Annotated in this window: 26 protein-coding genes and 1 rRNA gene (1 of these 27 running past the window's edge); 6 read left to right on the top strand and 21 right to left on the bottom strand. The window is 62.4% G+C overall.

What is annotated here, in order from left to right; translation table 11 throughout:
* Both DEIPE_RS12165 and DEIPE_RS12160 read right to left on the bottom strand, forming a co-directional pair.
* Positions 1-615: ribosomal RNA gene (locus DEIPE_RS12165) — 23S ribosomal RNA — on the bottom strand (it extends 2,270 nt beyond the left edge of the window).
* 207 nt (positions 616-822) lie between these two features.
* Positions 823-1,290: an S-ribosylhomocysteine lyase gene (locus tag DEIPE_RS12160; RefSeq protein ID WP_041231484.1), complete on the bottom strand. Its 468-nt coding sequence runs from the start codon at positions 1,288-1,290 to the stop codon at positions 823-825.
* A gap of 61 nt (positions 1,291-1,351) precedes the next feature.
* Between DEIPE_RS12160 and lspA the strand changes: the two genes are divergently transcribed.
* Positions 1,352-1,894, top strand: a complete 543-nt coding sequence (gene lspA, locus DEIPE_RS12155) for a signal peptidase II (RefSeq protein ID WP_052326790.1) — start codon at positions 1,352-1,354, stop codon at positions 1,892-1,894.
* 104 nt (positions 1,895-1,998) lie between these two features.
* Here lspA and DEIPE_RS12150 read toward each other — a convergent pair whose 3' ends face one another.
* From DEIPE_RS12150 to DEIPE_RS12130, 5 genes are all read right to left on the bottom strand, one after another.
* On the bottom strand, positions 1,999-2,274 hold the full coding sequence (locus DEIPE_RS12150) for a GlsB/YeaQ/YmgE family stress response membrane protein (RefSeq protein ID WP_041231483.1): 276 nt from the start codon (positions 2,272-2,274) through the stop codon (positions 1,999-2,001).
* Positions 2,275-2,567: 293 nt separating this feature from the next.
* Complete coding sequence (locus DEIPE_RS12145; RefSeq protein ID WP_015236262.1) at positions 2,568-3,215, bottom strand: rhomboid family intramembrane serine protease; 648 nt, start codon at positions 3,213-3,215, stop codon at positions 2,568-2,570.
* 3 nt (positions 3,216-3,218) lie between these two features.
* Positions 3,219-3,452: a hypothetical protein gene (locus tag DEIPE_RS12140; protein ID WP_015236261.1), complete on the bottom strand. Its 234-nt coding sequence runs from the start codon at positions 3,450-3,452 to the stop codon at positions 3,219-3,221.
* A gap of 78 nt (positions 3,453-3,530) precedes the next feature.
* Positions 3,531-4,322, bottom strand: coding sequence for an endonuclease III domain-containing protein (locus DEIPE_RS12135; RefSeq protein WP_015236260.1), 792 nt, complete (start codon positions 4,320-4,322; stop codon positions 3,531-3,533).
* Between the two features lie 83 nt (positions 4,323-4,405).
* On the bottom strand, positions 4,406-5,164 hold the full coding sequence (locus tag DEIPE_RS12130; RefSeq protein WP_015236259.1) for an alpha/beta hydrolase family protein: 759 nt from the start codon (positions 5,162-5,164) through the stop codon (positions 4,406-4,408).
* 155 nt (positions 5,165-5,319) lie between these two features.
* Here DEIPE_RS12130 and DEIPE_RS12125 point away from each other — a divergent pair, with 155 nt between their 5' ends.
* Together DEIPE_RS12125 and DEIPE_RS12120 are read left to right on the top strand one after the other, a co-directional pair.
* A complete protein-coding gene (locus DEIPE_RS12125; RefSeq protein WP_052326789.1) occupies positions 5,320-6,030 on the top strand; it encodes a spermine/spermidine synthase domain-containing protein in 711 nt (236 codons plus the stop codon).
* Between the two features lie 257 nt (positions 6,031-6,287).
* Positions 6,288-6,560: a hypothetical protein gene (locus DEIPE_RS12120; protein WP_015236257.1), complete on the top strand. Its 273-nt coding sequence runs from the start codon at positions 6,288-6,290 to the stop codon at positions 6,558-6,560.
* Positions 6,561-6,741: 181 nt separating this feature from the next.
* Here DEIPE_RS12120 and DEIPE_RS12115 read toward each other — a convergent pair whose 3' ends face one another.
* From DEIPE_RS12115 to fumC, 8 genes are all read right to left on the bottom strand, one after another.
* The gene (locus DEIPE_RS12115) at positions 6,742-7,260 is read right to left on the bottom strand and encodes an IS630 family transposase (RefSeq protein ID WP_041230670.1); all 519 of its coding nucleotides are present in this window, start codon (positions 7,258-7,260) and stop codon (positions 6,742-6,744) included.
* Positions 7,261-7,295: 35 nt separating this feature from the next.
* Complete coding sequence (locus DEIPE_RS12110) at positions 7,296-7,703, bottom strand: winged helix-turn-helix domain-containing protein (RefSeq protein ID WP_157448751.1); 408 nt, start codon at positions 7,701-7,703, stop codon at positions 7,296-7,298.
* 150 nt (positions 7,704-7,853) lie between these two features.
* Positions 7,854-8,357: a hypothetical protein gene (locus DEIPE_RS12105; RefSeq protein ID WP_015236256.1), complete on the bottom strand. Its 504-nt coding sequence runs from the start codon at positions 8,355-8,357 to the stop codon at positions 7,854-7,856.
* 219 nt (positions 8,358-8,576) lie between these two features.
* Positions 8,577-9,098 (bottom strand): GNAT family N-acetyltransferase, encoded by a 522-nt coding sequence (locus DEIPE_RS12100; protein WP_015236255.1) that lies wholly within the window; start codon positions 9,096-9,098, stop codon positions 8,577-8,579.
* 3 nt (positions 9,099-9,101) lie between these two features.
* Positions 9,102-9,668: a helix-turn-helix domain-containing protein gene (locus tag DEIPE_RS12095; protein ID WP_015236254.1), complete on the bottom strand. Its 567-nt coding sequence runs from the start codon at positions 9,666-9,668 to the stop codon at positions 9,102-9,104.
* Between the two features lie 325 nt (positions 9,669-9,993).
* On the bottom strand, positions 9,994-11,877 hold the full coding sequence (locus tag DEIPE_RS12090; RefSeq protein WP_015236252.1) for a sensor histidine kinase: 1,884 nt from the start codon (positions 11,875-11,877) through the stop codon (positions 9,994-9,996).
* Positions 11,878-11,950: 73 nt separating this feature from the next.
* A complete protein-coding gene (locus tag DEIPE_RS12085; RefSeq protein ID WP_015236251.1) occupies positions 11,951-12,457 on the bottom strand; it encodes an NUDIX hydrolase in 507 nt (168 codons plus the stop codon).
* A 146-nt stretch (positions 12,458-12,603) separates the two neighbouring features.
* Positions 12,604-14,010: a class II fumarate hydratase gene (gene fumC, locus DEIPE_RS12080; protein ID WP_015236250.1), complete on the bottom strand. Its 1,407-nt coding sequence runs from the start codon at positions 14,008-14,010 to the stop codon at positions 12,604-12,606.
* 119 nt (positions 14,011-14,129) lie between these two features.
* Here fumC and DEIPE_RS12075 point away from each other — a divergent pair, with 119 nt between their 5' ends.
* From DEIPE_RS12075 to DEIPE_RS12065, 3 genes are all read left to right on the top strand, one after another.
* Positions 14,130-15,113, top strand: a complete 984-nt coding sequence (locus DEIPE_RS12075; RefSeq protein WP_041231480.1) for a YpdA family putative bacillithiol disulfide reductase — start codon at positions 14,130-14,132, stop codon at positions 15,111-15,113.
* Between the two features lie 634 nt (positions 15,114-15,747).
* Positions 15,748-16,542, top strand: a complete 795-nt coding sequence (locus tag DEIPE_RS12070) for a hypothetical protein (protein WP_015236248.1) — start codon at positions 15,748-15,750, stop codon at positions 16,540-16,542.
* Between the two features lie 195 nt (positions 16,543-16,737).
* Entirely contained in the window at positions 16,738-17,937 is a 1,200-nt protein-coding gene (locus tag DEIPE_RS12065) for a multicopper oxidase domain-containing protein (protein ID WP_245557532.1), read from the top strand.
* Positions 17,938-18,087: 150 nt separating this feature from the next.
* Here the strand turns inward: DEIPE_RS12065 and DEIPE_RS12060 are convergent, their stop codons facing one another.
* From DEIPE_RS12060 to DEIPE_RS12040, 6 genes are all read right to left on the bottom strand, one after another.
* Complete coding sequence (locus DEIPE_RS12060; RefSeq protein ID WP_015236246.1) at positions 18,088-19,497, bottom strand: MBL fold metallo-hydrolase; 1,410 nt, start codon at positions 19,495-19,497, stop codon at positions 18,088-18,090.
* On the bottom strand, positions 19,494-19,640 hold the full coding sequence (locus DEIPE_RS24025; RefSeq protein ID WP_015236245.1) for a hypothetical protein: 147 nt from the start codon (positions 19,638-19,640) through the stop codon (positions 19,494-19,496). Before DEIPE_RS24025 ends, DEIPE_RS12060 begins: the two co-directional genes overlap by 4 nt.
* Before the next feature lie 12 nt (positions 19,641-19,652).
* Positions 19,653-20,492 carry an SDR family NAD(P)-dependent oxidoreductase gene (locus DEIPE_RS12055; protein ID WP_015236244.1) on the bottom strand — a complete coding sequence of 280 codons (840 nt, stop codon included), beginning with the start codon at positions 20,490-20,492 and terminating at the stop codon, positions 19,653-19,655.
* Between the two features lie 163 nt (positions 20,493-20,655).
* Complete coding sequence (locus tag DEIPE_RS22320; RefSeq protein ID WP_015236243.1) at positions 20,656-21,915, bottom strand: BON domain-containing protein; 1,260 nt, start codon at positions 21,913-21,915, stop codon at positions 20,656-20,658.
* Between the two features lie 231 nt (positions 21,916-22,146).
* A complete protein-coding gene (locus DEIPE_RS12045) occupies positions 22,147-23,007 on the bottom strand; it encodes an HpcH/HpaI aldolase/citrate lyase family protein (RefSeq protein ID WP_015236242.1) in 861 nt (286 codons plus the stop codon).
* Between the two features lie 162 nt (positions 23,008-23,169).
* Positions 23,170-24,210 (bottom strand): SDR family NAD(P)-dependent oxidoreductase, encoded by a 1,041-nt coding sequence (locus tag DEIPE_RS12040; RefSeq protein ID WP_015236241.1) that lies wholly within the window; start codon positions 24,208-24,210, stop codon positions 23,170-23,172.
* Positions 24,211-24,516: the final 306 nt, after the last annotated feature.

Genomic DNA, 24,516 nt, shown 5'->3' with positions numbered 1-24,516 from the left:
GCATAGATCTAAGTCGCCGGCTCATGCTTCAATAGGCACGCCACAACCCACTTGCGGGGCCGTGACTGCTTGTAAGTCCACGGTTTCAGGTTCTCTTTCACTCCCCTCCCGGGGTTCTTTTCACCGTTCCCTCACGGTACTATGCGCTATCGGTCACTGGGAGTATTTAGCCTTGCCCGGTGGTCCGGGCAGTTTCAGTCAACATTCCACGAATATCAACCTACTCAGGTAAGAACTACTAGCCTCCAACTTTCCTCTACAGGACTGTCACCCTCTTCGGTCCACCCTTCCAGGTGGTTCGAGTAGCTGTTGGCTTCGATCTCGTTCTCCCTACAACCCCAATTGACAAGTCAACTGGTTTAGGCTCTTCCGCGTTCGCTCGCCGCTACTACCGGAATCGATGTCTCTTTCTTCTCCTTCAGGTACTGAGATGTTTCAGTTCCCTGAGTTCCCTCTCCTTGCGGAGTACTGCGTGTTCACACGCAGTGGGTTCCCCCATTCGGACATCCACGGATCAATGCTTGCTTCCAACTCCCCGTGGCTTTTCGCAGGTCGCAACGTCCTTCTTCGGCTCCAGTGCCAGGGCATCCACCGTGGACCCTTTCCATCTTGACCTCTTCATCGGTCATTTCTTTCGTTGAATCCCTCTCGGAATCCAACCTCACGCTCGCGCGTGCCACTCGTGTTGTCATGCTCCACGTCCTCTCTCAAGGACCGCCTCCTGCGAGGCTCAAAAAGAATAGGTGAAGTCTCTCGTGTTGTCAAGGGGTAACAGGCAGGCACCAACTACGGCCATCAAAACGCCTGCCAGACGATGAAAACCTATCGCTCGATCAAAAGCGTCGGCTGAATTTTCAGGCCCGCCTCCAGCGCCTCCCGCGCGTGAATGCGGGCCTGCGCCAGATCATGGTCACGGTAGTTGCCGCACTCGAGTTCACTTACACCAGGAATGGGACGGTCGTGTTCCGCCACGTCCTGCAACGCAGCCCGGAAAGCCACGAGCACGCCTTCCTCGTCTGCTTCACCGAGTACTGACATATACATGCCCGTGCGGCAACCCATGGGAGAAACATCGATGACATCTTCGAGATGGTCACGCAGGTAACCGGCCAGCAGGTGCTCGAGGGTGTGCAGTGCAGACGGACTGATCGCGCCCTGATTGGGTTGCAACAAACGCAGATCGTATTTGCTGATCGCGTCGCCGCGCGGCGTCCGTTTGGCACCGGCCAGCCGGACGTAAGGAGCGTAGACCTTGGTGTGATCGAGGTCAAAGGATTCGACATTGGCCATAAGCAACATTGTGCGCTCCTTTTCCGCCGTCAGAGGGTGGTCCAAGACCTATACTGCCGAAGTGACCAACCGCGACCTTCACGCCTCGGCGCGACCTGAAGCCGCTTCGCGCCTCTGGGTGCCGCTGACGTTGTTTGCCGTTCTTCTGCTGGCCGATCAATGGCTGAAATGGTGGTCCGAGGCAAATTTACAGTTCGGACAGCCAGTCGATGTGCTCATTCCCGGTCTGCTGGGCCTGACCCTGACCTACAACACGGGAGCCGCCTGGAGCCTGCTTTCGGGTGCGGCGCTGCCACTCGCCCTGGGACGCCTGCTGGTCGGCCTGGGTATCCTGGTATACCTGGTCCGTCGGCCTCAACCGCCCGTGCTGGCTGTTTCCCTGGGCATGATCGCTGCGGGCGCCGTCGGCAATGCCATCGATGGACTCCGGGCGGGCAAGGTCACCGACATGCTGTCCTCTCCTGCCCTGGACGCCGTGACACGCACCATTCACGGTCAGCCTTTTCCGATCTTCAATATTGCCGACAGTGCGGTGGTGGTCGGGGTGCTGCTATTACTGATCAGCAGCGTCCTGCCTGGGCAAGCAGGAGGGGTGAAGAACTGACTTCAGCACCGCAGGCCCTGGTGGGGAGCCACAAGAGAGGGAGGGACGACCGTGGTCGTCCCTCCCTCTCTTGCGATTATCGAGCGGTCTTTGCTTTGTGCTTTTCAGCGAAGAACGCGCAGGGCTTTCAGGATGGCGATCAGGACAATCGAACCCACGATGCCCCAGATCACGTTCCAGAAGCTGAATCCTGCCGCCGCGTTCGTCGCGCCTGCCGAACCGATTCCCAGCAGGTCGCCAAAAATCAGACGCGCCAGAATGGCACCCACAATGCCGATCACGATATTGGCAAGCGCGCCTTGTTGAGCATTGGTGCGCATGACGATGCTGGCGATCCAGCCACAAAAAGCGCCGACCAAAATTGCCACAATCCAGGACAACAACATAGCTTCCTCCTTCACTCACACGCCCGTCGAGATCAGCTTGGGCCTTACTGACCCGAGCATAGGAAGCTGGCCAGGAGCGCTATGTAAAAGCTCCTACCTTCTGAAAGTGAATTCAAGAGCCTGTAAGTGCTCAGGCAAGAAATCTGAAGCCAACCTGTAGAACGCAGATTTACACGGTTCCTTCCCAAGAACCTCAGGCGATGCTCTATCCAGTGGTCGCCTGCAGGCAGTGGGAGAGAAGCCCGAGTGTTTGGTGCTCACGCCAGCGAGGTGCGTGCCGGAAACGACTACAGAAGCCGCTTCGCCGGCGACCAGGGCAGCAACGCGACCACTGCTCCGGCCACAAATCCACCGATATGTGCCAGGAAAGCGACCCCCGAATCACCGCTTTGCGAGCTGAAGATCTGGATGATCAGCCAGTACGGCAGAAAAATCAGCGCCCGGACCCAGGGCAGCAGAAAAATGATGAAGATCGGCACGAAGGTGCGAATGCGAGCCCTGGGATAGGTCACGAGGTAGGCGCCCAGCACCCCGCTGATGGCGCCCGAGGCACCGATCATCGGTACCGTGGGATCTTCGCCGAAAAAAGCCTGCGACAGCGCGGCCGCCACTCCCCAGAGCAGATACAAACCGAGAAAAGGAAGGTGACCGTAACGGTCCTCGATGTTATCGCCGAAAATCCACAGAAACCAGACGTTGCCCAGCAGGTGCATGACGCCGCCGTGCAGAAACTGGCTGGTCAGGGTGCTGAAGCCCGCCTGTGCGAGATTCTCCCCGAGCGAGGCCGGAATGAATCCGAACTGCACGATGAAGCGGTTGAGTTCGCCTTCACTGAGCGTGAATTCATAACCGAAGATCAGGATGTTCAGCACGATCAGCGTCCGGGTGACCCAGGGAACGCGCCCGGAGCGGTTGTCGTCGTAAAGGGGAAACACCGCTCAGGCCCCGGGCAGCCGCGCTCGCAGCTGATCGACCAGCGCACGCACGGCCGCGAGGTTGTTCTCCAGCTGCTCACGGTTCTGGTTGCGGTACGCGGTCGCCGCGCCCTGTTCGAAGTGCTCAGCGCTTCGGGCGGCGACCTCGTTGTGACCGGCGCGCGCAAGACGCCGTGCCTGACGTGCCAGGTCGATGACCTGACGCATGATCTCGTTCAAATCGGGAAGCTGCGACATGACGACATTGTGCCGAACTGAAAAGGAGTGCGCCGTGCGCTGGGCTTGACCCTTCACACAGCAATGAGAACAAGCCCTTCAGTATTTCTCGGTCGTCGGGTCGTGGTAATAATCGCAAACTTCGCGCAGAACGCATTTCGAGCAACGCGGCCGCGAAAAGGTGCAAATCTTCTGGCCGTGCGTCAGCAGATTCAGGTGGAAGTTGTAGAGCAACGCCGGCTCGGGGGGCAGCAAGGCCAGCAGCAGACGGTGCGCGGCTTCGTGCATCACCTTCGGACCGATTAAGCCGACCCGCTGGCTGACCCGGTGAACATGGGTATCGACGGGCAGCACCGATTTGCGAAAGCAGAACAGCAAGACCAACGTGGCCGTCTTGAGGCCGACACCGGGCAAGGCCAGCAGCCAGCGCAAGCCTTCTTCAACTGGTAGATCAGCCAGGAAATCGATGTTGTACTCGCCGCGCGCTTCACGAATTGCGCGCAGGGTGCGCTGAATGTTGGGCGCCTTGACCTCGGCGAAGTTCGACGGCGAGATCGCTTCAGCCAACGCGGTCACGTCGGCCTGCTCGACACCTTCCCAGGAAACGAAACGTTCCATCATGCGCCGGTACGCCAGATCCTCGTTTCGCCAGTTGGTGCGCTGCGACAGGATGGTCGAGATCAGCTCGTGCATCGGTTCGCGGCGCGCTTCATGCGCCCGCTCTCCGTAAGCCTCGAGCAGCCGACGGTGCACCTCCAGCGCTTTCTGGTCAAGCCCGGAAAAGTTGAAGGTCCTGGCGCCCGGCGCCTGTCTTGCGTCCATCGGCGATTGTGCGTCTTGCCGACTGCGCGCGGGAGCCTGCTCGGGTTTCTGCCGGTCTGCGCGGGGCATAAGACCATGCTGCGCCGGGCAGACGCACAGAAGGTCGCAGATGCCTTGCGGGCTTCTTGAGGCATGACACCCGGCGCCTCTAATCACTCTTCTACTCGCTCGGGAAGCTGACGTCTGAGCCAGGCGGCAGCCTCTTCGACCGCAACCGGCGGTAGGATGTGCCCTACGTCGTACCAGCGAAGTTCTTTGGGTTCGCGTGCTGCAGCGTACAGACGCTCGGCCTGTTCGGGCCGAACAGTACGGTCATGGCGACCGCTCACCATCAGCAGCGGCCGCCCGGCAAGGCGCCGCACGGCGCGCAGCGGATCGGCCACCATTCGAGCGATGGGGGTCAGTGGCGTGCCGAGCGGCAGATCGCCGCCTGCGGCCAGAACAACCGAACTGACCTGGGATTCCCGTGCGGCCAGCATCAGGGCCAGAAAAGAGCCCAGCGAGTACCCCATCACGGCCAGATGCGGCGCCCGGATGTCGGGTTGCTCCTGCAGCAGCCGCAAGCCGAGCGTCGCGTCACGCAGGGCCTGACGCCAGACACCCATGACTTCCTGCGGCTGACGCAATGAATACAGCCGCAATGGATCCGCGCGCGCGCCGTGCAGGGGCAAATCGATGGCCAGCGAAGCGATCTGCCGGCGCAACAGGGCCTGCCCGACTGTTTCACTCATGGCTTCCTTGTGTGACGAGTAGCCATGCAGCAGCAGAACACCCGCAGTGGGCGTGCCGGACGCCGGAAGGAGCAGTACACCTGGAATCTCCGTCCGGGTCGCACCAAAGGTCACGCTGACCCGCCGCCCGCCGGCGACCTCGTGTTCGTGGTCCGTCTGAAGCAGTAGCTGCGCTGGCATGCCGTAAGGCTAAGACATGCCGTGCTTGTGCCGATGACGGGCGTCTTGACCGAAGCTTTCCGGGAATACCGCTGCCCTCGGGCCGGGGCAGAAAGCACGTGATACACTCCGGCGCGGCCTCGCGCCACGGGATGTTGCGAGCGCTGTACCCCGACATGAAACACTGGATTCTCCTTGGCCGCACAGACGTTCCCGGCAGCGTCGAAGAGCTTCGCCTGATGCAACGCGGCGAGGAATTCTCGATTGTGCTGGCGCAGGGCGGCGAACTCATGAACAGCCGAGTGCACGCTTCCGAAGACGCCCTGGCGCATCTGGCCTGCGCCCTCATCGCGGAGCGCGCACAGCCTAGGGTGTTGATCGGCGGACTGGGAATGGGCTTCACACTGGCCGCGGCCCTAAGGACCTTGCCGGATACGGCAGAAGTCACCGTTGCCGAACTCGTTTCCGGCCTCGTGGAATGGAACCGGGGTCCGCTGGGTGCGTGCGCCGGGCACCCGCTGCTGGACCATCGGGTCCGCCTTCACGTGGGTGACGTCGGGCAACTCCTGCGCGCTCAGACCAGCGCGTTCGATGCCATCGTGCTGGATGTGGACAACGGCCCCGAAGGCCTGACCCGGCCGGGCAACGACCAGCTGTACTCGGCTGCCGGTCTGAGAGCTGCCGCTCAGGCCCTGCGCACTGGCGGCGTGCTGGCCGTCTGGTCGGCCCACCGGAGCGAAGTTTTCACCCGTCGGCTGCGTCAGGAAGGTTTTCACGTCGAAGAGCACACGGTCCGTGCACGTCCTGGCGCCAAGGGCGCGCGCCACACCATCTGGCTGGCCGAGCGGCGATTTGGAGCGCCCTCACGAAGCAGCACACGAGGATAGCGCGCTTCAAAAGTGCAGTGTCTGGCTGTCTCCGAACTGACCGGGCACAGGCATTGTTGGCTGGTCTGCACTCAGGCGGCAGGCGCAAGCCGCTCGGCTGACCGGACGTCCGCTCCACCTCTTCACCATGGCGGCAGTCCGGCAGCCCGTTCTGTTTTCTGCTTGAAGACTCCCTCAAGCGCCTTTCTCAAGGGTTGGTCAGGACGATCATGCGAAGTACCTCAGCGAACTTCAGAGAAGCGCACTAGCCTGTGGTCATGTGGAGTGACGCGTACAGTGAACGGGCGGCAAGTGAAGTAAGAGAGCTGCTCGTTCACATTCAGCGTCATCACGATCTGCCGGCGAACTTGCCGCGCCTCACGGAGCTGATGCACACCCTGGCGCTGCAGCTGACACACCACCCCAGCCCGGCCGAGGACGTGGAGTACGTTCTGAACGGCGGTCCTGGCGCTCTGGATCACGTGTTGCAGCGTTACCGCCAGGAACAGCTGATGATCTTTGGCAAGCTTGTCAGCAACGACCGCGATTGATCCTGTCACACGGAGTGGCAGCGCGACCTCAAGCGTGGTGAGGAAGAGGTGCCATCCGGGCGTCCTGTCATTGGCGGGTGTCGAACCATGGTGTCACTCGCCGACGAGCGCGCACAGCCGGGACCGGTCCCGGCTGTGCGTTGCTTCTGACGCCTTGGACGCTGCTCATACGGTATTGCATTCATGAACTTTCAGGGTAGTAGCCCAAGTAGGCCGTTGCGGATGAAATGACCTGTGGCTGTGCATCGAGTTCCACGCAGCGAGTGCACAGCCGCTGTTCGAGGGCGTCGAGATCAGTGAAGGTCTGGTGGTGCGTCGCCTCACGCACCAAGGTCCACAAGCGTTCAGCTGGGTTGAGTTCGGGCGAGTAGGGTGGCAAGACGGCCAACACGATGTTGTCGGGCACCTTGAGTTTCCTGGTCGAATGCCAGCCTGCACCGTCAAGCACGAGCAGGGCGATGACCTTCTCGGGTAGTGAAGCCGCATAGGCGCGCAAGAAGACGCTCATGACGCACGTGTCAACCTTCGGCAATACGAACCAGAACACCCGACCCAGCGCAGGCTCGACGACTGCGTACAGGTACGTCCACTGGTACTTGACGGTACTGGGCGCCGTCGGTCGCTGACCTTTCTTGGCCCACAGACGGCGAGACGTGGGCTTGAGACCGAACCGCGCCTCGTCCTGAAAGCACAACCGCACGTCCTTGTCCGGATGTTCGGCTTGGAGCTTGGCACTCAGTGCGAGGATTTTTTTTGGAACGCCGCTTGCTCTTCCTTGCTGGCCGCCTGGGGATGCGCGGGACGCGACGTTTGCTGGCTGTAACCGAGCTTTTGCAAGTATCGCCAGCCGGTCGCTTGGTCAGGACGATGGCCCGTCTTCGCTGCAATCCAAGCCGCGACCTTTGCGCCCGTCCACAGTCCCCCGCCTGGCGGTGCCTCGGTGTCGAGCGCTTGCCCGAGTTCCAAGACGCCGCTGACGTCCAAGACCGCTTTCTTGCCGCCGCGTGCTTCGCCTGCACGCTTGTGGGTGGGTACGGCGTTGGGTCCGCCTTCGTTGTAGGCACGCACCAGGTCGTTGACCCAAGTATGCGAACGGTCGACGACTTGCGCGACGTGGCGATTGGCCTTGTCTTGCGAGATCAACCACAAGGCGTGCCAGCGTGTCTTGTCGGCAGGGTGAGCACAGCACCGATAGCACTTGCGCAATTCATCCGAGGTCAAGTGCGGCTTCAAACGAACTTCGGGGGGCACGCCTCAGCATGCTCCTCGGAAGATCCTCAACGCAAGACCGTATCAGACGTCTTTGCGGCGTTCTTCGTCCAGACGGCGCTGGACGTCATCACTGAAATCGTGCGCCTGCTCCTGAGCGTCGCGCAGCGCCCGATCGGAATCGCGCTGCACTTCCTCGGCTACCAGGCGAACTTCGCTGGTGGCGTTGCTGACGCTCTTGCTCAGCGTCTGCTGCACATCCTGCGCTGCCGACTTGACGGCGTCCATGGGGCGCTCGCCACGCTTCACGGCGTCCACGCCACCGCGGACTGCTTCCCCGACCCGCCGGAGCTGATCCTGGGTCTGCGGGTTGAGGTTGTCCAGGGCGCCGGTGACCTTGCTGCGAACGGTCTGGTTGCGCCACAGCAGGTAACCGCCCAGGGAAAGCAGCATCAGACGACGCAGCGATCCGCCCGAGCGGCGCTGTGTTTTGGCCAGCGTTTTCAGACGCGTTTCGAGTTCTCGAATCTGCTTTTCCTGTCGGGCGATCAATTTCGCTGCTCTGCCGTGAATTTCGGTTTTTTCCATCTGTAATCACTCCTTTTCCAAATGTGATTCTTCAGTTTTTCATCTGGTCGGGGCACAACGTTGAGCACATCCTCAAGGTCGGCTTAGTCATGAAGACGGTATGGGCACCCGGACGGCTTCTGCGGGGACTTCGCTCAGATTGCCTTTCCGTTATTCTGGTGTCCGACCCTGGCCGAAAGCGAACACCGGCAGAGGACATGACCTGCTTTTTCGGGCTTCTCAGAGTGCGATCCGTTTCCAATAGATCAGCGTTCCGGTCAGCCCGCCATGTGGCTTGAGTGCATAGTCCGGGATCTCTCCGGTCAGGCTGAAGCCCAGCCGCTCGTACAGCCGCGAAGCTCCACCGTCGCTCGCGGTATCAAGTACCAGCAAAGTGCGCCCATACTGCACCGCGACGCTTTCGGCGGCCTTCAGGAGCGCGGTGGCCACCCCGCGTCCCCGGTGGCTCAGGCGGGTCATCATCTTGGCGATTTCGGCCCGGTGCGGCTGGTTGGGCGGGCAGTCGAGCAGCAGCGTTACGGTGCCCACCAATCGATCGCCGTCCCAGGCCCCTAGGATGATTCGTTCGTTGCGCGCAGCCGCAGCCAGGGCGTTTTCCCAGAACGCTCCGGCCTCTTCGCGGTCGAGTGGGTGCATGAAGCTCACCGATCCACCGGCGGCGACCACCTCAATCAGCATTTCGATGAGCATTTCGCGGATTTCCGGGGAGGCACTCAGGGAAGTGATTTTTGTACTGGACATGGTTTACCCTCGCGCGAGAACGACAAGATACGTGCAGGCAGCAGCGCTTTCGTTGGTCAGGGACACTTCCGAGGGCGCACCAAACGCCAGGCAGTCGCCAACTCTCAACCGTGCGCACTGGTGGCCTTCTCGGATGACCAGTTCACCCGCCTGCACCCAGATGACCTGACGAATGTGCGCGTAGGACGAAGCGGGAAGAACCACCTGCTGTCCGGCGGGCAGTTCAATTTGGGCGATCTCCACTGGATGATCGGGACGCATGAAGACCTGCCGACGCAGGTAACCCGTGGCAGGATCGCGCCACAGAGGCTGCCCGGCGCTGCGCGTGAGTCGTTCGCCTTGTCCTTCGGCCCTCAACAACAGGCCGGCGAGGGTCAGGTCGAACGCTCCGGCCAGTTTCACCAGCACGACCGCCGTGGGGCTCATTTCCTGTCGTTCGATCTTGCTGACCGTCGCCTTGGAGACTGCGGCACGTTCTGCCAGGTCTGCCTGCGACCAGCGACGTGCCTCGCGCTCGAGGCGCACACGCCGCGCGATCAACGCTCCTGTCTCGTCCACTAAAATAGCCATACGTCTTATATAGTAGTCACAATACGTCAAAGCCGAGGCAGGTTGGTGGCGCGGCCACCGGGACGCTGCCTGCGCCAAGTGCCTGACAAGGCAGGTGCAAATACGTCATGCAGCCTATTGAGCCTTACGCGACGTCAGGGTCTACCCTCCCTTCAGGAGGTGAACAGGCATGACATGGACGGTGGGCGAACTCGCCCGCATCGCCAGGGTCAGCGTCCGGACGCTGCTCGCCGCCTACCAGCGTGCGGCAGCGCAGGCCTGGGCAGCCCAACAGCCCGGACCCTGAACCAGAGGAAAGCCACCGTGTGACTCGCCGCCCCAGAAGTCAGGCTGGCAGGGTAAAGCTGAAAGTGGCGCCCTCGCCCTCTTTCGCGCTGGCCCACACGGTTCCGCCGTGCCGATGAACGATGCGCTGCACGTTGGCGAGGCCCACCCCGGTTCCTTCGAAGTCTTCGGCGCGGTGCAGGCGCTGAAACACCCCGAACAGCTTGGCGGCAAAACGTGGATCGAAGCCCACCCCGTTGTCCTGCACTTCGAGCAGCCACTCCTGTTCCCGCCGCTCGGCACGCACCTCGATGATGGCCTCCGCGCGCGGTTGCGAATATTTCAGGGCGTTGGACAGCAGGTTATAGAACACCTGACGCAGCAACGCCACATCACCCCGCACGACCGGCAATTCGCCAATGTTCCAGCGCACCTGCCGTCCCTGCATTTCGGGCTCGAGGTCATGCAGCACCTCATGGACCAGCTCGCTCAGGTCCACAAAAGCGGGATTCAGCGGAGAGCGGCCCTGCCGGGCCAGCAGCAGCAAGGCGTCAACCAGCGCGTTCATGCGCACGGCAGACTGCTCGATGATGCCGAGAAAGCGGCTTGCCTGCTCGGTTTTTCCCTGCTCCAGACTCTGACGCAGCATTCCCGCGAAGCTCCCGATGTGCCGGATGGGAGCACGCAGATCGTGCGAAATGCTGTAGCTGAAGGCGTCGAGTTCCTCGTTCGCGCGCCGCAGCTGCTCGTTGAGGCTCTGCTGGGAGACATTGACGGCCCGGGCCTGGGCAAGCTCGTACTGAATGCGCAAAGCCTGAATGCGTTTGTCCTGCGCCTCGTTGAAGAGTTCACGCTCAACCGTGCGTGCCTGCTCATGGTGCGCGAGGGCTTGTTGAAACTCACCCGCCCGCTTCAACAGGCCAACGAGCAGGTCGTGCACTGCACGCGCCTCGGCTTTCAGGTTCACTTCCCGCGCGATGGCCAGCGCGCGCATCAGGTGTTCCCGAGCCGCCGGATCGGGCAGCAGGGTCGCGTGGTGCATCAGCAGCCGCACCTCGCCCAGCGGGTGCCGGACTTGCGCGGCCAGTTCGAGGCCCTGTTCGAAACAACTCCTGGCCTGATCGAGCGCTGCGGCAGCCTGATAGAGCTGGCCAAGGCTGTCGAGGGCCAGCATTTCCGTCTGCCGGTCCCCGATCTGCCGTGCCAGACCCAGTGCGCGCTGCAGTACCGCCATAGCCTGCTCGTTTTGTCCGCTGCGCCGCTGGGTTTCGGCCAGGTTGTGCAGCAAGGCGGCCGTCAAAGGATGCGGTGGGACGATATCCGCCAGTGACAGCGCCTGCCGGTGAAAATCGAGGGCTTGTTCGTACTGCCCCATCAACTGATAGAGCGTGGCCACGTTGTTCAGGCTGGAAGGAATGTTGGGGTCGCCCTCCTCATACAGCCTCAGCGCTTCGAACAGCGACTCCAGGGCCGAGGCGTAATCACCGAGTTCGTTGGCGATGATGCCCAGGTTGTTCAGGCACGACGCCAGGCACTCGGTGTTTCCCACTTCCCGGCTCAGCCCTGCGGCGGCCCGCAGCAGTTCGGCTGCCGGCGCGTACTGACTCTGCACCCCGTGAATATTGCCCAGCAGGCGCAGGCTCCAGGCCTCGCCGTGACGGTCGCCCAATGCCCGGAAACACGCCAGCGCCTCAGCGGCGTGTTCCAGCGCCTCGTCATAGCACGACAGACGCCACTCAAGCGTGGCGAGCTGCAGCAGGCCACGCGCCACGCGCGGCCCATCTTGCAGCTCCCGTGCCAGCGTCAGCGCTTCTGCGCTCAGCTGAGCGGCCCGCTGCCGGTCCAGTCCTTCGATTTCACTGGAGCACGCATACAAAGCGTCGATCTGGAGCGCGCGGAGTGATTGTTCGTCAGGCCCGGTGGCGCTGGAGGAAAAGTCGGACATGATGAATCAATCCGATGATACGCCAACGCGCCGAACCGGAAGTGATTTAGAAGAGGTACGTTTTGGGTACGCCTCACAAACGCTCGAAGCGCCACGCGACAGGCCGCCCCCCCCTGTAAGGCATCACGCCGTGAAAAGGCCGGGGGTCATCGTCGAACACCAGCGGCAGAAAAAAGCGGTCACCTTCCCACACGGGCAGCTCCCCCGCCAGCAGCCGCCCAACAGGCTCCCAGGACAGGGTGCCCTCCTCGTTGGCCCCGGGTGGCGTGCCGCTAAACGCCTCGATCAGAAAGATGAAACCCAGCCAGTCCTCGCCATTCTTGCCAAAGCCCGGCCAGCTGATCGTGCCGCGCAGGCGCATCAGGTCAACTGTCAGGCCGGCTTCCTCGGCGATTTCGCGCCGCATACCCTCCGTCACGCTTTCCAGGGGATCGAGTTTTCCGCCCAGACCGTTGTACTTGCCGAGGTGCTCGTCTTGCGCGCGGGCGTTGCGGTGCACCAGCAGCACCCGCGCGCCGTCAGGGGAAAGGACATAACCAAGGGTACCGATGATGGGCTGGTAATACGAATTTGCGCTCATTCCGGTCCACCTCAAACAGGGCGCCCGGACGCCACCCCGTCTCGAACGCACAACACTCACGCACAACAGCCCCCGCCTGCGAAATAGGACCAGGGCATGCCAGCCGTCCGGCCTGCGGCACACGGGCGCCGCGGGTGTGGTCCAGTTCAGGCGCTGGGCCGCGTCATCTCCATCGGCACCACGAAGCGATCGAACTCCTCGTCGGTGAGGTAGCCCAGCGCGAGCGCTGCTTCCCTGAGGCTGCTGCCTTCCTTATGGGCCTTTTTGGCGATAGCGGCAGCCTTGTCGTAGCCGATATGACGGTTAAGGGCCGTCACCTGCATCAGGTTCTTGCCGAGGTTTTCCTCGATGCGCTCTCGGTTGGGCTCGATGCCCGTGGCGCAGTTGTCGTTGAAGGCCACGCAGGCGTCACTGATGAGCTGAATGCTTTCCAGCACGTTGTGCACCATCACAGGCTTGAAGACGTTCAGCTGAAAGTTGCCCTGGCTTCCGGCAAACGCGACGGCGGCGTCGTTGCCGTACACCTGCACGACGACCATCGTCATGGCCTCACTCTGGGTGGGGTTCACCTTGCCGGGCATGATGCTGCTGCCCGGCTCGTTTTCGGGAATGGTGATCTCGCCGATGCCGTTGCGCGGACCCGAAGCGAGCCAGCGCACATCGTTGGCCATTTTCATCAAGGCCCCGGCCAGGGTGCGCAGCGCAGCCGAGGTCTGCACTAGCGCGTCGTGGGCACTCAGGGCAGCGAATTTGTTGGGAGCGCTCACGAACGGCAGAGCGGTTTCCTGCGCGAATTTCTGCGCGGCGAGATCGCCAAAGCGCGGGTGGGCGTTGAGGCCCGTCCCGACGGCCGTACCGCCAATGGCGAGTTCGTAGAGGCCCTTCAGGGCGTGTTTCACTTCGGCCACGCAGTAATCGATCTGTGCGACCCAGCCGCCGATTTCCTGGCCCAGCGTGATGGGCGTGGCGTCCTGCAGGTGCGTGCGGCCTACCTTCACGACTTCCGCGTACTGCTCGGCTTTCTGGGCAAGGGTGTCACGCAGCCTAGCCACGCTCGGGAACAGTTTGCCGTGCAGTTCTTCCACCACCGCGATGTGCATGGCCGTCGGGAAAGTGTCGTTGCTGCTCTGCCCACGGTTGACGTGGTCGTTGGGATGCACCGGCTTCTTGCTGCCGAGTTCCCCGCCCGCGAGCTGAATGGCGCGGTTGCTGATGACCTCGTTGGCGTTCATGTTGCTCTGCGTGCCGCTGCCCGTCTGAAACACCACGAGCGGAAAGTGCGCGTCGAGCGTGCCGGCGATCACCTCGTCGGCGGCGCGGGCAATCAGATCCGCGATGTCCTGGGGCAATTCCCCCAGTTCGGCGTTCGCCTGCGCCGCACCTTTCTTGAGTATGCCCAGGGCGCGGATGATGGGGCGGGTGAAGCGGAAACGCTCCACCCCGATGGGAAAGTTTTGAATCGAGCGCTGGGTCTGCGCGCCCCACAAATGTTCGCTGGCTACCTCAAGGGCGCCCATGGTGTCCGTTTCGGTCCGGAAGGAGTTGGTCGTCATGGCACCGTGATTTTATAGCGAAGTGCCCGCGACTTCGTTGCACTGGCCACGCAGGCGAGTGCAGGGCCGACATCGCGGCACGGTTGACTCGATTCACGCGTGCTAGCGTGCTTTTTATGATGTATGACCTTGCCATCGTGGGGGGCGGGCCCGTCGGATTGGCCGCTGCCATTGCCGCCAAACGGGCGGGCCTGAGCTACACGGTGCTGGAAAAAGGCTGCGTGGTGAACGCCATCTTCGACTATCCCACCTACATGACCTTCTTCACGACCGCGCCCGAACTGGAAATCGGCGGTCACCCGATGGTCAGCCCGCGTGAAAAGCCTGACCGCAAAGAAGCGCTGATGTATTACCGGCTCGTGGCAGAACGGGAGGCGCTCGACTTGCAGCAGTACACCGAGGTGACGAACGTTCACGCGGCCCCAGCCGGGTTCACGCTGGAAGTCAACCATAAGGACGGCACGCCAGGTGTCATCGAGGCACGGCGGGTCGTGGTCGCGACCGGATACTATGACAATCCGGTGATGATGGGCATTCCCGGCGAGGAGCGCGAGAACGTCAGTCACTACTACACCGAAGCGCACCCCTTCTGGAACCTGAAGGTGACGGTGATCGGGGCGGGCAACAGCGCCGCCGACGCCGCACTCGACTTATGGCGTGGGGGCGCGCAGGTCACCATGATCGTGCGTGCACCAAGCGTCAAGAACACCGTGAAGTACTGGGTGAAGCCGGATCTGGAGAATCGCATCAAGGAAGGCAGCATCGCCGCGCACTTTGAAAGTCGTGCCGTGGAGATCGGTGACGACTATGTGGTTGTCGAAAACCAGAGCGGCGAGAAATGGCAGTTGCCCACCGACTTTACCTTCGCGCTCACGGGGTACCGCCCGAAGCTCGATTTCCTGGCAGGTCTGGGCCTCGCACAGCATGAAGACGAGTGCCTGATGCTGAGCGACACCTTCGAGAGCAGCGTACCGGGGCTGTTCGTGGTGGGCAGCGCGGGCTTTGCCGGACGCACCAATCAGGTCTTCATCGAAAACGGACGCGAACACGCTCTGGTCGCGCTGGCCGAGATTGCGCGACAGCTGCAGGCCGTGCGGCTATAACAGGGAAACTCAAACCAGACTTCACCAGGCAGCAGATCGACACCCCTCGGCGGCCCCAGGTGACAAAGCGTTTTCCCGATCTGGCCTTGGTGATGATCGTCCGGGAACGGGAAACCCTTGAGTTGCCTGTCGCGTGAATTTGGCTTTGAGGGGTAGGATCGAAAGGAACATGGTATGTTCCCGATTTCCCATTTCGATTAAGAATGGGTTTGAAAATCTGCTTTATTTTCTCTTGAACATTCTTAAACAAACTCAATCATGAAATAACTCACGTCGCTTCGATACTGATCGGAGACGTATTGCTCGGGCCCTTCAGCAGCTCCCGGGCAGCGAAGCCGGACGTAAAAGCCAATATCAGTCCACCGGTAACCTTGTGTAGTACCACGACCCGGCAACCCCTAATCCTGATCATCGTCGGTCACACTTCTACCCCCGCAACCGCGTATGACCAACAGACATTACGCAGTCCGGGCGATCGAGCGCGATAAGGAGGAAAGCAGAACCATCCGGCACGGTGTCCCGTTACAGCGCAACTGCTTTGTACGCCTCAAAGGACCGCCTATGAAAGATGTGCGTCTGGTCATACCCCTTGTGACCCTCGGTTTGCTCGGTACTGCCGCTGCCCAAGGTGGAGGTGATATCCACCGACAAGGGCTACCAGATTCCTGCTCAGGTGCAGTCGGGGTACGTACAGTTCAACTTCAGAAACAACGGTCGTCAGCCGGCAGAGATGCAGATCTTCAAGTTGAAGGCTGGTGTCACTGCTGACGCCCTCAAACGCGCCATCAGCGCACTTGCCATCGGAATGCACACCCAAAAGGGAGACCCGGCAGCCCTGGAAACCGCGGTGATCAACGCCTCGGAGATGTACGGCGGCGCGCAGCAGCTGGGGCCAAAAGCCAATTACAGCATGATGGTGAACCTGGAACCCGGCAGTTACTTCATCTCGAGCGTGAGCACGAACAACGACGAAAAAAGTCCCAAAGCGCTCGCCGACCTGGGCTTCTTTCAGCCGTTCACCGTGGCCAAGGGCAACAACACCGCCAAAGCTCCAAAAGCCACCTATACAGTACAACTCGCCGATTTTGCCCTGGCCCTTCCACCCACCCAGGTTGCCGCCGGGCAGCACACCTGGGAAATCGTGAACAACGGCCGCCAGCCGCACTTCATCATGTTCGCACCCCTCAAGGCAGGCAAAACCCCCGAGGACGTCATGAAGTTCCTCGCCGCCGGAGAGCAGGCCCAAGGCGAACCACCAGTGGATTTCGAAGCGGCCATCACGACTGGGGTCCTCTCGCCTGGAAAAACCAACTTCGTCAACATCAACCTGAAACCGGGCACGTATTTCGCTGCCTGCTGGATCACCGACCCGAAAACCCACAAACCGCACGCCATGATCGGCATGACCCGCTTTGTCGTCGTCCGGTAGCGAAGCTGGGCAGCAACCAAACCGTCAGTCCCATCCTGCGAAATAAGGGGCTCTCTTCTCGCTTCAGGAGTCTTCGTGATCCGCCTTGCCGTTTTGTGCGCCGTTCTGGTTCTCCTTCTCGGCCTGGCGGATACACCTCTGCCAGTCACATCAACCGACCGCTCTCTCTTGCTGAATCAGTTTCTGCAGCGGTCCATGGGCACCGTTCCCATTCGTCACTTCACAGGGCAGCTGCGGGAATTCACGGTCGAGGTGCACCGTATTCACGCCGAGATCGCGCCGGGCGTCCGGGTCGAACAGTGGGCCTTCGGCTTTCCGGGAGAGCCGCCCAGCGTACCCGGACCAGAAATTCGTGTGAAGCAGGGTGACCTGGTGCGGCTGACGCTTCACAACACCTTCGATCAGCCGCACACCATTCACCCGCACGGCATCATTTCGGTTGCCCAGCGCATGGACGGACTTGACGAGGTGCTTCCCGGACAGCGTTTCACCTACGAATTCGTGGCGACCGAAGCGGGGACCTTTGCCTACCACTGCCATTTCCAGACGAACCTGCACCTCGACATGGGCATGTACGGCGCCTTGATCGTCGAGCCCCGCGACGCCAGCGCGAAGGTATGGACCAGCGAGCATACCCTGATCCTCGACGAATGGGACAGCCGTCAGAATCCGACGAACCTGATGCACAAGCCACAGGCAAATTACTTCCTGGTCAATGGCAAAGCAGCGCCCCTGATTCCCGACCTGCACATTCCACCGAAAGACGTCAGCCTGCTGCGGATGATCAATATGGGATACGCGGTGCACTCGATGCACCTGCACGGCGTGACATTCCTGGTGGTCGCCAAGGACGGGCACGACCTGCCCCAACCGTACGAGGCAGACACCCTGCTGATCGGGCCGGGAGAGCGCTACGACCTGCTGGTCCAGGGCCGTGACGGAAAGTTCGTGTTCCACGACCATGCCGGACCACATGCGACGAATGACGGCCTGTATCCGGGCGGGATTCACTTCATGGTGAACGGCGGCCCGCCGCTCGATCAGCACGGCCGACCGGACGAGCAGGCCGCACACCAGGCTCACGCTCAGGACGCCGTTCCCGACGTGTCCGGCCTGCCGCTGCTGACAGACGCCGACTCACCGATGGTTCGGGCAGCAGGATTCAGCTTCAGTCCGTCCTCCTTGCGGGTCAAGCTCGGAACGGCCGTCGGCTGGCGCAATGCGGACTTCGTCGCACATGGGGTTGTTTTGCGCGCGCCTGATGGAACCGAGGTCACCCGGTCGCTGCCAAGAGGTGGCAGCGTGCAGTTTACCTTTGACCAGAAGGGCACCTACCGGTACCGGTGCCGGCCGCACCCCTTCATGACCGGCATCATCGTCGTCGAGGAGCGCTGAAAGACAGCCGCACAAGCCATATGACCAAGGTGAGCCGTGGTGCCTCAACGCCGCGCCTCAACGCCGCGCCTCAACGCCCGGCCGCCATGAAAAAGCGGCCTTTCGGCCGCTGATAAAAATAAGATAGCGTGTTATGCACCGCCTGTCAAGTTATGCGCTCAGGTGTGAATGCGCCAGTTCGAAACCAGCTGCTTTCCAGGCGCTGACGCTGCCCAGCACGTTGCGTACGTCCCGGTAACCTTGCCGTTCGAGCATGCTCACGGCCATGCTGGAGCGGTAACCGCTGCCGCAATACACGGCCACGGGCTTTTCCCGGTCGAGCCCGAGCCGGGGCAGCTCGTCTGGCAGGCGCCCCAGAAAAGCGTGCTGTGCGCCCGCGATGTGGCCTTGTGCCCACTCGTCGTCACGGCGCACGTCGAGCAGCTGCCACGCCGCGTTCCCCCGCGCGAGCTGCTCGTGCAGCTCATGGACGCTCAGGTGCCCGCCCGAGCGCCACGGCAACCCTGCTTCGATGTGCGCGCGCATTCCGCCGCGCAGGAACCCTCCGATGCTTTCCAGGCCCAGGCGCAGCAGGTGCCGTTCAACTGCCTCCTCGTGGTCGGGGCTGTCGAGAATCACGAGCAGGTTGTTGCTCGGCGAAAGCATCCAGCCGGCCCACAAGGGAAAGGCCTCACGCAACGCGATGTTGAGGCTTCCCTCGATGTGCGCGTCGGCAAAAGCTTCGATCTCGCGGGTATCGAGAATGACCGCCAGGGGGTCGCGCGCGGCTTCCTGAAACTCGTGTGGATCGAGCCAGGGGGTCTGCGGGCGCGTACCGAGGTAACCAGGTCCGCGCCGGTTGAGGTCCCTGACCCGTTCGTAGTAGGGAGGCTGCGCGGCCAGCTCGCCCAAGACACCCCGCACGAAATCGTCCTCTCCCTGGGCCTGCAGATGCCGGTTGTGGCGTTTCTCGTAGCCCAGGGTGGTGCAGTTACGCACGCCGATGCGTCCACCGCAGGGCGAGCCGTGTCCGTGGGACGGATAAACTTCCAGGCCGTCGTCGAGCCCCAGGATCTTGCCGTGCAATGAACGGTACAGCTGCCGTGCGCCTTCCTCGGCGTCGACGCCGGGCACGAGGTCCGGGCGGCCCACCTCACCGTTGAAGAGGGCGTCTCCGGTGAAGAGGGCCCACTCGCCTTCCGCGCCCGGTCCGCCGCCGGACAGGACCAGACACAGGTGCTCGGGAGAGTGGCCCGGGGTGTGCAGTGCGCGCAGTTTCAGGGCGCCGATATCCACGCTTTCGCCGTCCTGCAGGATCGTCACGGCGTGACCATACTCACCGGGGCCCGCGTACACGGTCGCGTTCGTCAGGGTGCACAGCTCGCGGGCACCTGACACGAAATCAGCGTGGGTGTGGGTTTCGATGATGCCGGTCAGTCGCAGGCCACAGCGGCGCAGCAGGTCGAGGTACACCTGCACGTCACGGCGTGGATCGATCACGACCGCACAACCCGCCTGCTCGTCTCCGACAATGTAGGACAGGGCGGCCAGACCTTCGGTTTTAATGGTTTCGAAGATCACGCCGGATTCAACTCCTCACGGCATGACCGCGTCACTTCGCCGCGCACGGCCCTGGGTTTTTCGCCTTCGGCCACGCCCACCCATTCTCCCTGAGCGTCGAGGACGGGCATCTGTTCACGAAAGGTGCTGAAGATGTTGTCCACCGTGTTCTCCTTTCAGGCGCCCTGGCCTTGCTGCTGCTCCAGACCGCCGTCCATCGTGAAGGTCGTTCCGTGCACGTAGTCCGCGTCATCCGACGCCAGAAAGACAGCCAGACGCCCGATTTCCCACGGCAGACCGGCCCGCTTCAGGGGAATGCTTTGCACCTGTTCGGCGTATTTGTCAGGATCGTCGATGGCTTCCTGGTTCATGGGTGTGAGGATCATGCCCGGCGCGATGTTGTTGACGTTGATCAGGTCGGCTGCGAGTTCCAGCGCAAGGGTGCGGGTGAGGTTGCGCACCGCGCCTTTGGCCGCGTCATAGGCGCCCGCACCTTGCGAAGGAATTTCCTCGTGCACTGACGTGACGTTGATGAGCTTGCCGCGCCCTCCTGCCCGGCGGCGCGCGCGGATGAAGTGCTGACAGCAGTAAAAAGGGCCGTACAGATCGGACTTGATAGCGTCGTCCCACTCTTCGGGGGTCAGGTCGACCACGCTTTTCTGCGCGCCGCTGATGGCCGCGTTGTTCACCAGAATGAACGGCGTTCCCAGTTCCAGTTCGACTTGCTCAAAAAGCCGCGCCACGCTGCCCGGATCGCGCTGATCGAGTTGCACAACAAGTGCCCGCCGTCCGGCCGCTTCCACTTCGCCCCGTGTCCGTTCGGCGCCCGACCCGTCATGCAGGTAGGTGATCGCGACATCCGCACCTTCCCGGGCGAACTCGATGGCGGTGCCCTGACCGATGCCCGAGTCGGCGCCCGTGATGATAGCGATCTTTCCTTCGAGACGCCCACGGCCCCGGTAATCCTGGGCTTCGGGCAGTGGGGTCACCCGTCGCTGCTCCTGACTGCTCGTCATTCAGACCTCCTTGAACCTTACGCGCCGATTGTTTCTATTTGAGGACCGACGGGTGAGGACAGTAATTCATCTTCACCAACACCTGTTGACTCCAGGCGGAGTCAGCAAAAAGGATGGAGCGCTGAGCGCTCCATCCTTTTTGCTGACTCCGCGCTTGTCGTTCTCAGCGCTTGTCGTCGTCGGAGTTGAGCGAGTGAATCGGCTCGATGGTCGCGCCAGGGTTGCTGCCCGTGGTAGTGCCGGGAGTAGTCATGTTGGTCGAGTCCCCGCCGGACATCTGCGTGGTGCTCATCGGGGTGACGCCCGATCCACCGGACAGGCCGCCCTGGTCGTCACGCTGCACTTCACCGGTGTGCGCGGGGGCCACGACCATGGTGCTGCCCTGCATTCCACCCTGCATCCCGTTTCCGCTCATGCCCGACTGAACGCGGATGTGGTTGTGAACATCACGAACGCCGCGAATGTCCTCGGCAATGTCCTCGGCCAGCCGCTTCTGACGGCGGTCTTGTACCGTGCCGGTCAAGGTGACCTCGCCGCCCTGCACCTGCACTTCGATGTCAGTGGCGTCAATATCGTGATGGTACGTGAGATGCTCGCTGACTTCCTCACGAATCCGGTCGTCGCTGCGTTGGTAGTTCTTGGGGCCGCGTCCGTAGTGCTGGCCCTGACGCATCGAGCTCTGGCCCATCGATCCCTGGTCCTGACCAAAATTGCCCCGAGAGCGCATGGTGCTTCCCCGACCGTACGAATCGCGTTCCAGGTTGCCCATGTCGCGGTCACCGTAGGTGCTGCGCGACTCACCCATCCCGTACCCCTGGTCGCGGTTGCCGTAAACCCCCTGACCCATGCCGGGCTGGTCGAAGTCACGGTTGCGCTCGGGCATGCCGCCGTAGCCTTCGCGGCCACCCATACGCCCGGCTCCCTGCGGGTCCATGCGGCCCTGACCTCCCTGAGCGCTGTACCCCTGGCCGCCCGTGCTGCCATAGCCCTCACCGGCGCTCATGCCGCCATACCCGGGGCCGTCGTATCCCAGGCCGCTCATACCCCCCCGGTCCTGGTTGCCCATCTGACGCTCGGGATTGTGATTGCCCAGGCCACCCAGGCCGCGCTGGTAGGAATTGCCGATTGAGGAACCGCGCTCATTGCGGTCAGTGTCGTACGAGCGGTCATTGCGGTAACGCTCGTCCGTGCGCCCTGAGGTGTCCCCGTCATGCCAGCCCGAATCACGGTCGCGCCTGTCCTGGTGACGCATGGAACCCATGCCCGAGCGGTCCTGATTGCCGTAACCGGAATCGGCATTGCGGTACCCGCCGGACTGTCGGTAAGCCCAGTCGTCGCCCGAGCGCATGCGCTCGCGGTCCATGTCACGGTCGTCGCGGTCGTAGCGACCTCGCATATTACGGTCGTCATCACGGTTCGTCATACGTCCTCCTTGCCGGAATCCGCCGGCCTCGGGCCACCGGACCCAACTCCTCGCCACTGGCGCGGCGTGGTCCTGAACGTGCGTGATCCTGCAAAAAGCAGCATCTTCTGGCCTGCCTTTTCAGTTAATCCCCGAAACCCATCTAGACAGATGACAGGGGCCTTAAAAGAGCGTGGTCATCGGCTCATGGTGAACGAGCGCTCAAAACGCCGCACGCCTGCACAAGGGAACTCAGAACTGCTCTGAGGAATCGCGCTCGTGAACGCCACGGGCGGCCACCTCGGCGGCAAGCCGGAGCACTTCCTGCGCTTCGCTCACGTGAAGCTGCTCGATCAGCTGCCCTGCGTACACCGCGACACTTTTTCCTTCGGCGCGGGCGTCCTGCCAGGCGGACAGCACTTCACGCGCCCGCTGCACCTCGCCCGCGCTCGGGGCAAAGACGCGGTTGACCGTTTCCAGCTGCCCTGGGTGAATGACCGTCTTGCCGTCAAAACCCAGATCCCGTCCTTGCGCGCAGGCCCGCGCGAACCCTTCCTGATCCCGAAAGTCCAGGTAGACACCGTCGAGCACCGTCAAACCAAAGGCGCGCGCACAGGTCACGGTTTTGGAAAGCGCGAACAGCAGCCCCTCCCGCCCCGGCGTGTGCCGGGCCCGCAGTTCGCGCACCAGATCCGACGTACCCATCACGAGCCCGGCTACACCCCGCACGGCCGCCAGTTCCTCCAACCGCAAGACCCCCCGGGGCGTTTCGATGGTGAGCCACAGGGGAATGCCCAGGTTGAGCGAGCGCACTTCGGCTGGGTCCTCGGCTTTGGGAAGGACGATGCCGTGCGGCGCCGCTCCCAACAGCATCTGCAGGTCGTCGTCACCCCAGAGGGTACTCAGGGCGTTGAGGCGCACCAGCACCTCGCGGTCACGTGGAAAACCCTGGCGCAACGCCTCCCGGACCTGCTCGCGCGCCGCGACCTTGTATTCGGGCGCGACGGCGTCTTCGAGATCCAGAATCAGCAGGTCGGCGTTCAGGGCGCGTGCTTTTTCGAGGGCGCGGGGTTTGTCCCCAGGAACGTACAGGGCGGAGCGGCGCAGGGGCATGCACAAACGCTACCAGTTTGCCAATACCAGCATTCCCGTATAGCCCTCCCGGCCCTGAAGCAAGTCAATGACGAATGACAGGCGGCCCGGGCAGCGACCGCCTGCTTGCAGGCCACACCGCAGAACACATCAGTGCTGTTCATGCCCGCTGTGCGCCTTGGATCAGTCGCGCAACACACCGTTTTCGACCACGGGCGGTATGGGACGGTCCTGACGGTGGCTGCCGCGCTCGGCGTGGCTCAGGGCGTTGGCGTGCTCGTCGGTGCGCATGCGGCTCATCATGCGGTCGGTCAGGCCTGGCAGCAGGTCGTACATCAGCGCGAACTGCTTGCCGAGCGGCAGCGAGTACACCACCGGGCGGTAGTGCTCCATGGCGTTCACGATGGCCTTGGCCACCGTGGTCGGCTCCGCGACGGGCCGCACCAGGTGCATGCCCTTGCCGCCCGCCTTGACGTTGTCACCCTCGTCGAAAAAGGGGGTGCGAATGGCCGTGGGCAGCAGGGCCGTCACCTTGATGGGCGTTTTCTCAACGTGCATCAGTTCCTGACGCAGCGACTGGGTCATCAGTTCCACAAAGGCCTTGCTGCCCGCGTAAATGCCACTGTAAGGAAAGCCTACCCGACTTTCGACCGACGCGGTGTTGATGATGTGACCAAATCCCTGACGGCGCATGACGGGCAGCACCGCCTGCACACCATTCAAAACGCCCATCACGTTCACCTCGATCAGGTGGCGCACACGATGTTCTTCGCTGTGCTCCACGCTGTCCAGGAACCATTCTCCGGCGTGGTTCATCATTACGTCGATTCGTCCGTAGTGGGCCTGGGCGGCGTGAATCAGATTCTCCACCTGCTGACGCTCGCTGACATCGGTGGCGACCACCAGCGCTTCGCCGCCCAGACTGCGCGCTTCCTGCGCGACTTTCTCCAGCGCGGCCTCGTTCCGGGCAGCCAGCACGACCTTGGCGCCGCGGGCCACGCACTCCAGCGCCACCGCCCGGCCAATGCCCGTCGAGGCGCCCGTGATCACCACCACCTTGCCCGACAACACCTGGCGCGTGCGCGGATTGCGCGCCAGCCGCAAAGCGGCTGCCGAGGCCAGGGACAGCGCCGCTGTGGCAAGGGCCGCTCTGACCATCCGCACGCGACGCTCAGAGGATGAGGTGCCGGGCAGCGTATCCCTGTAGGGTTTCGGCGTGTTCATGCCTCACCTTAAGAAGCCGTCATGGCGCTGGACTGACAGGGACGTGAAGTGAGGTTCAGCCTGGAGTGCCCTGGAGCGTTTGTCCGTTCCATTGATGGAGAACAACACTCCATCAATTCCACTGTCTTGGGCAGAACGGACGCCCCCCTGGACGCCTGCCCGCTTCCATCCGCGCCAGCACAGGGTCTACTCGCTCCCCGCGCTAAAGGCGCGTCCAGAGCTCGAGGGGCGACGCTTCGCGCGACCCGTTGGGCGGCTCTGGACGCTGCGCGGTTCCACTCGGTCATAGACATTGATCAAAAATCG

It is taken from the genome of Deinococcus peraridilitoris DSM 19664 (assembly GCF_000317835.1).
GTDB lineage: Bacteria > Deinococcota > Deinococci > Deinococcales > Deinococcaceae > Deinococcus_A > Deinococcus_A peraridilitoris.
This window is presented reverse-complemented; position numbering and strand designations above follow the sequence as displayed.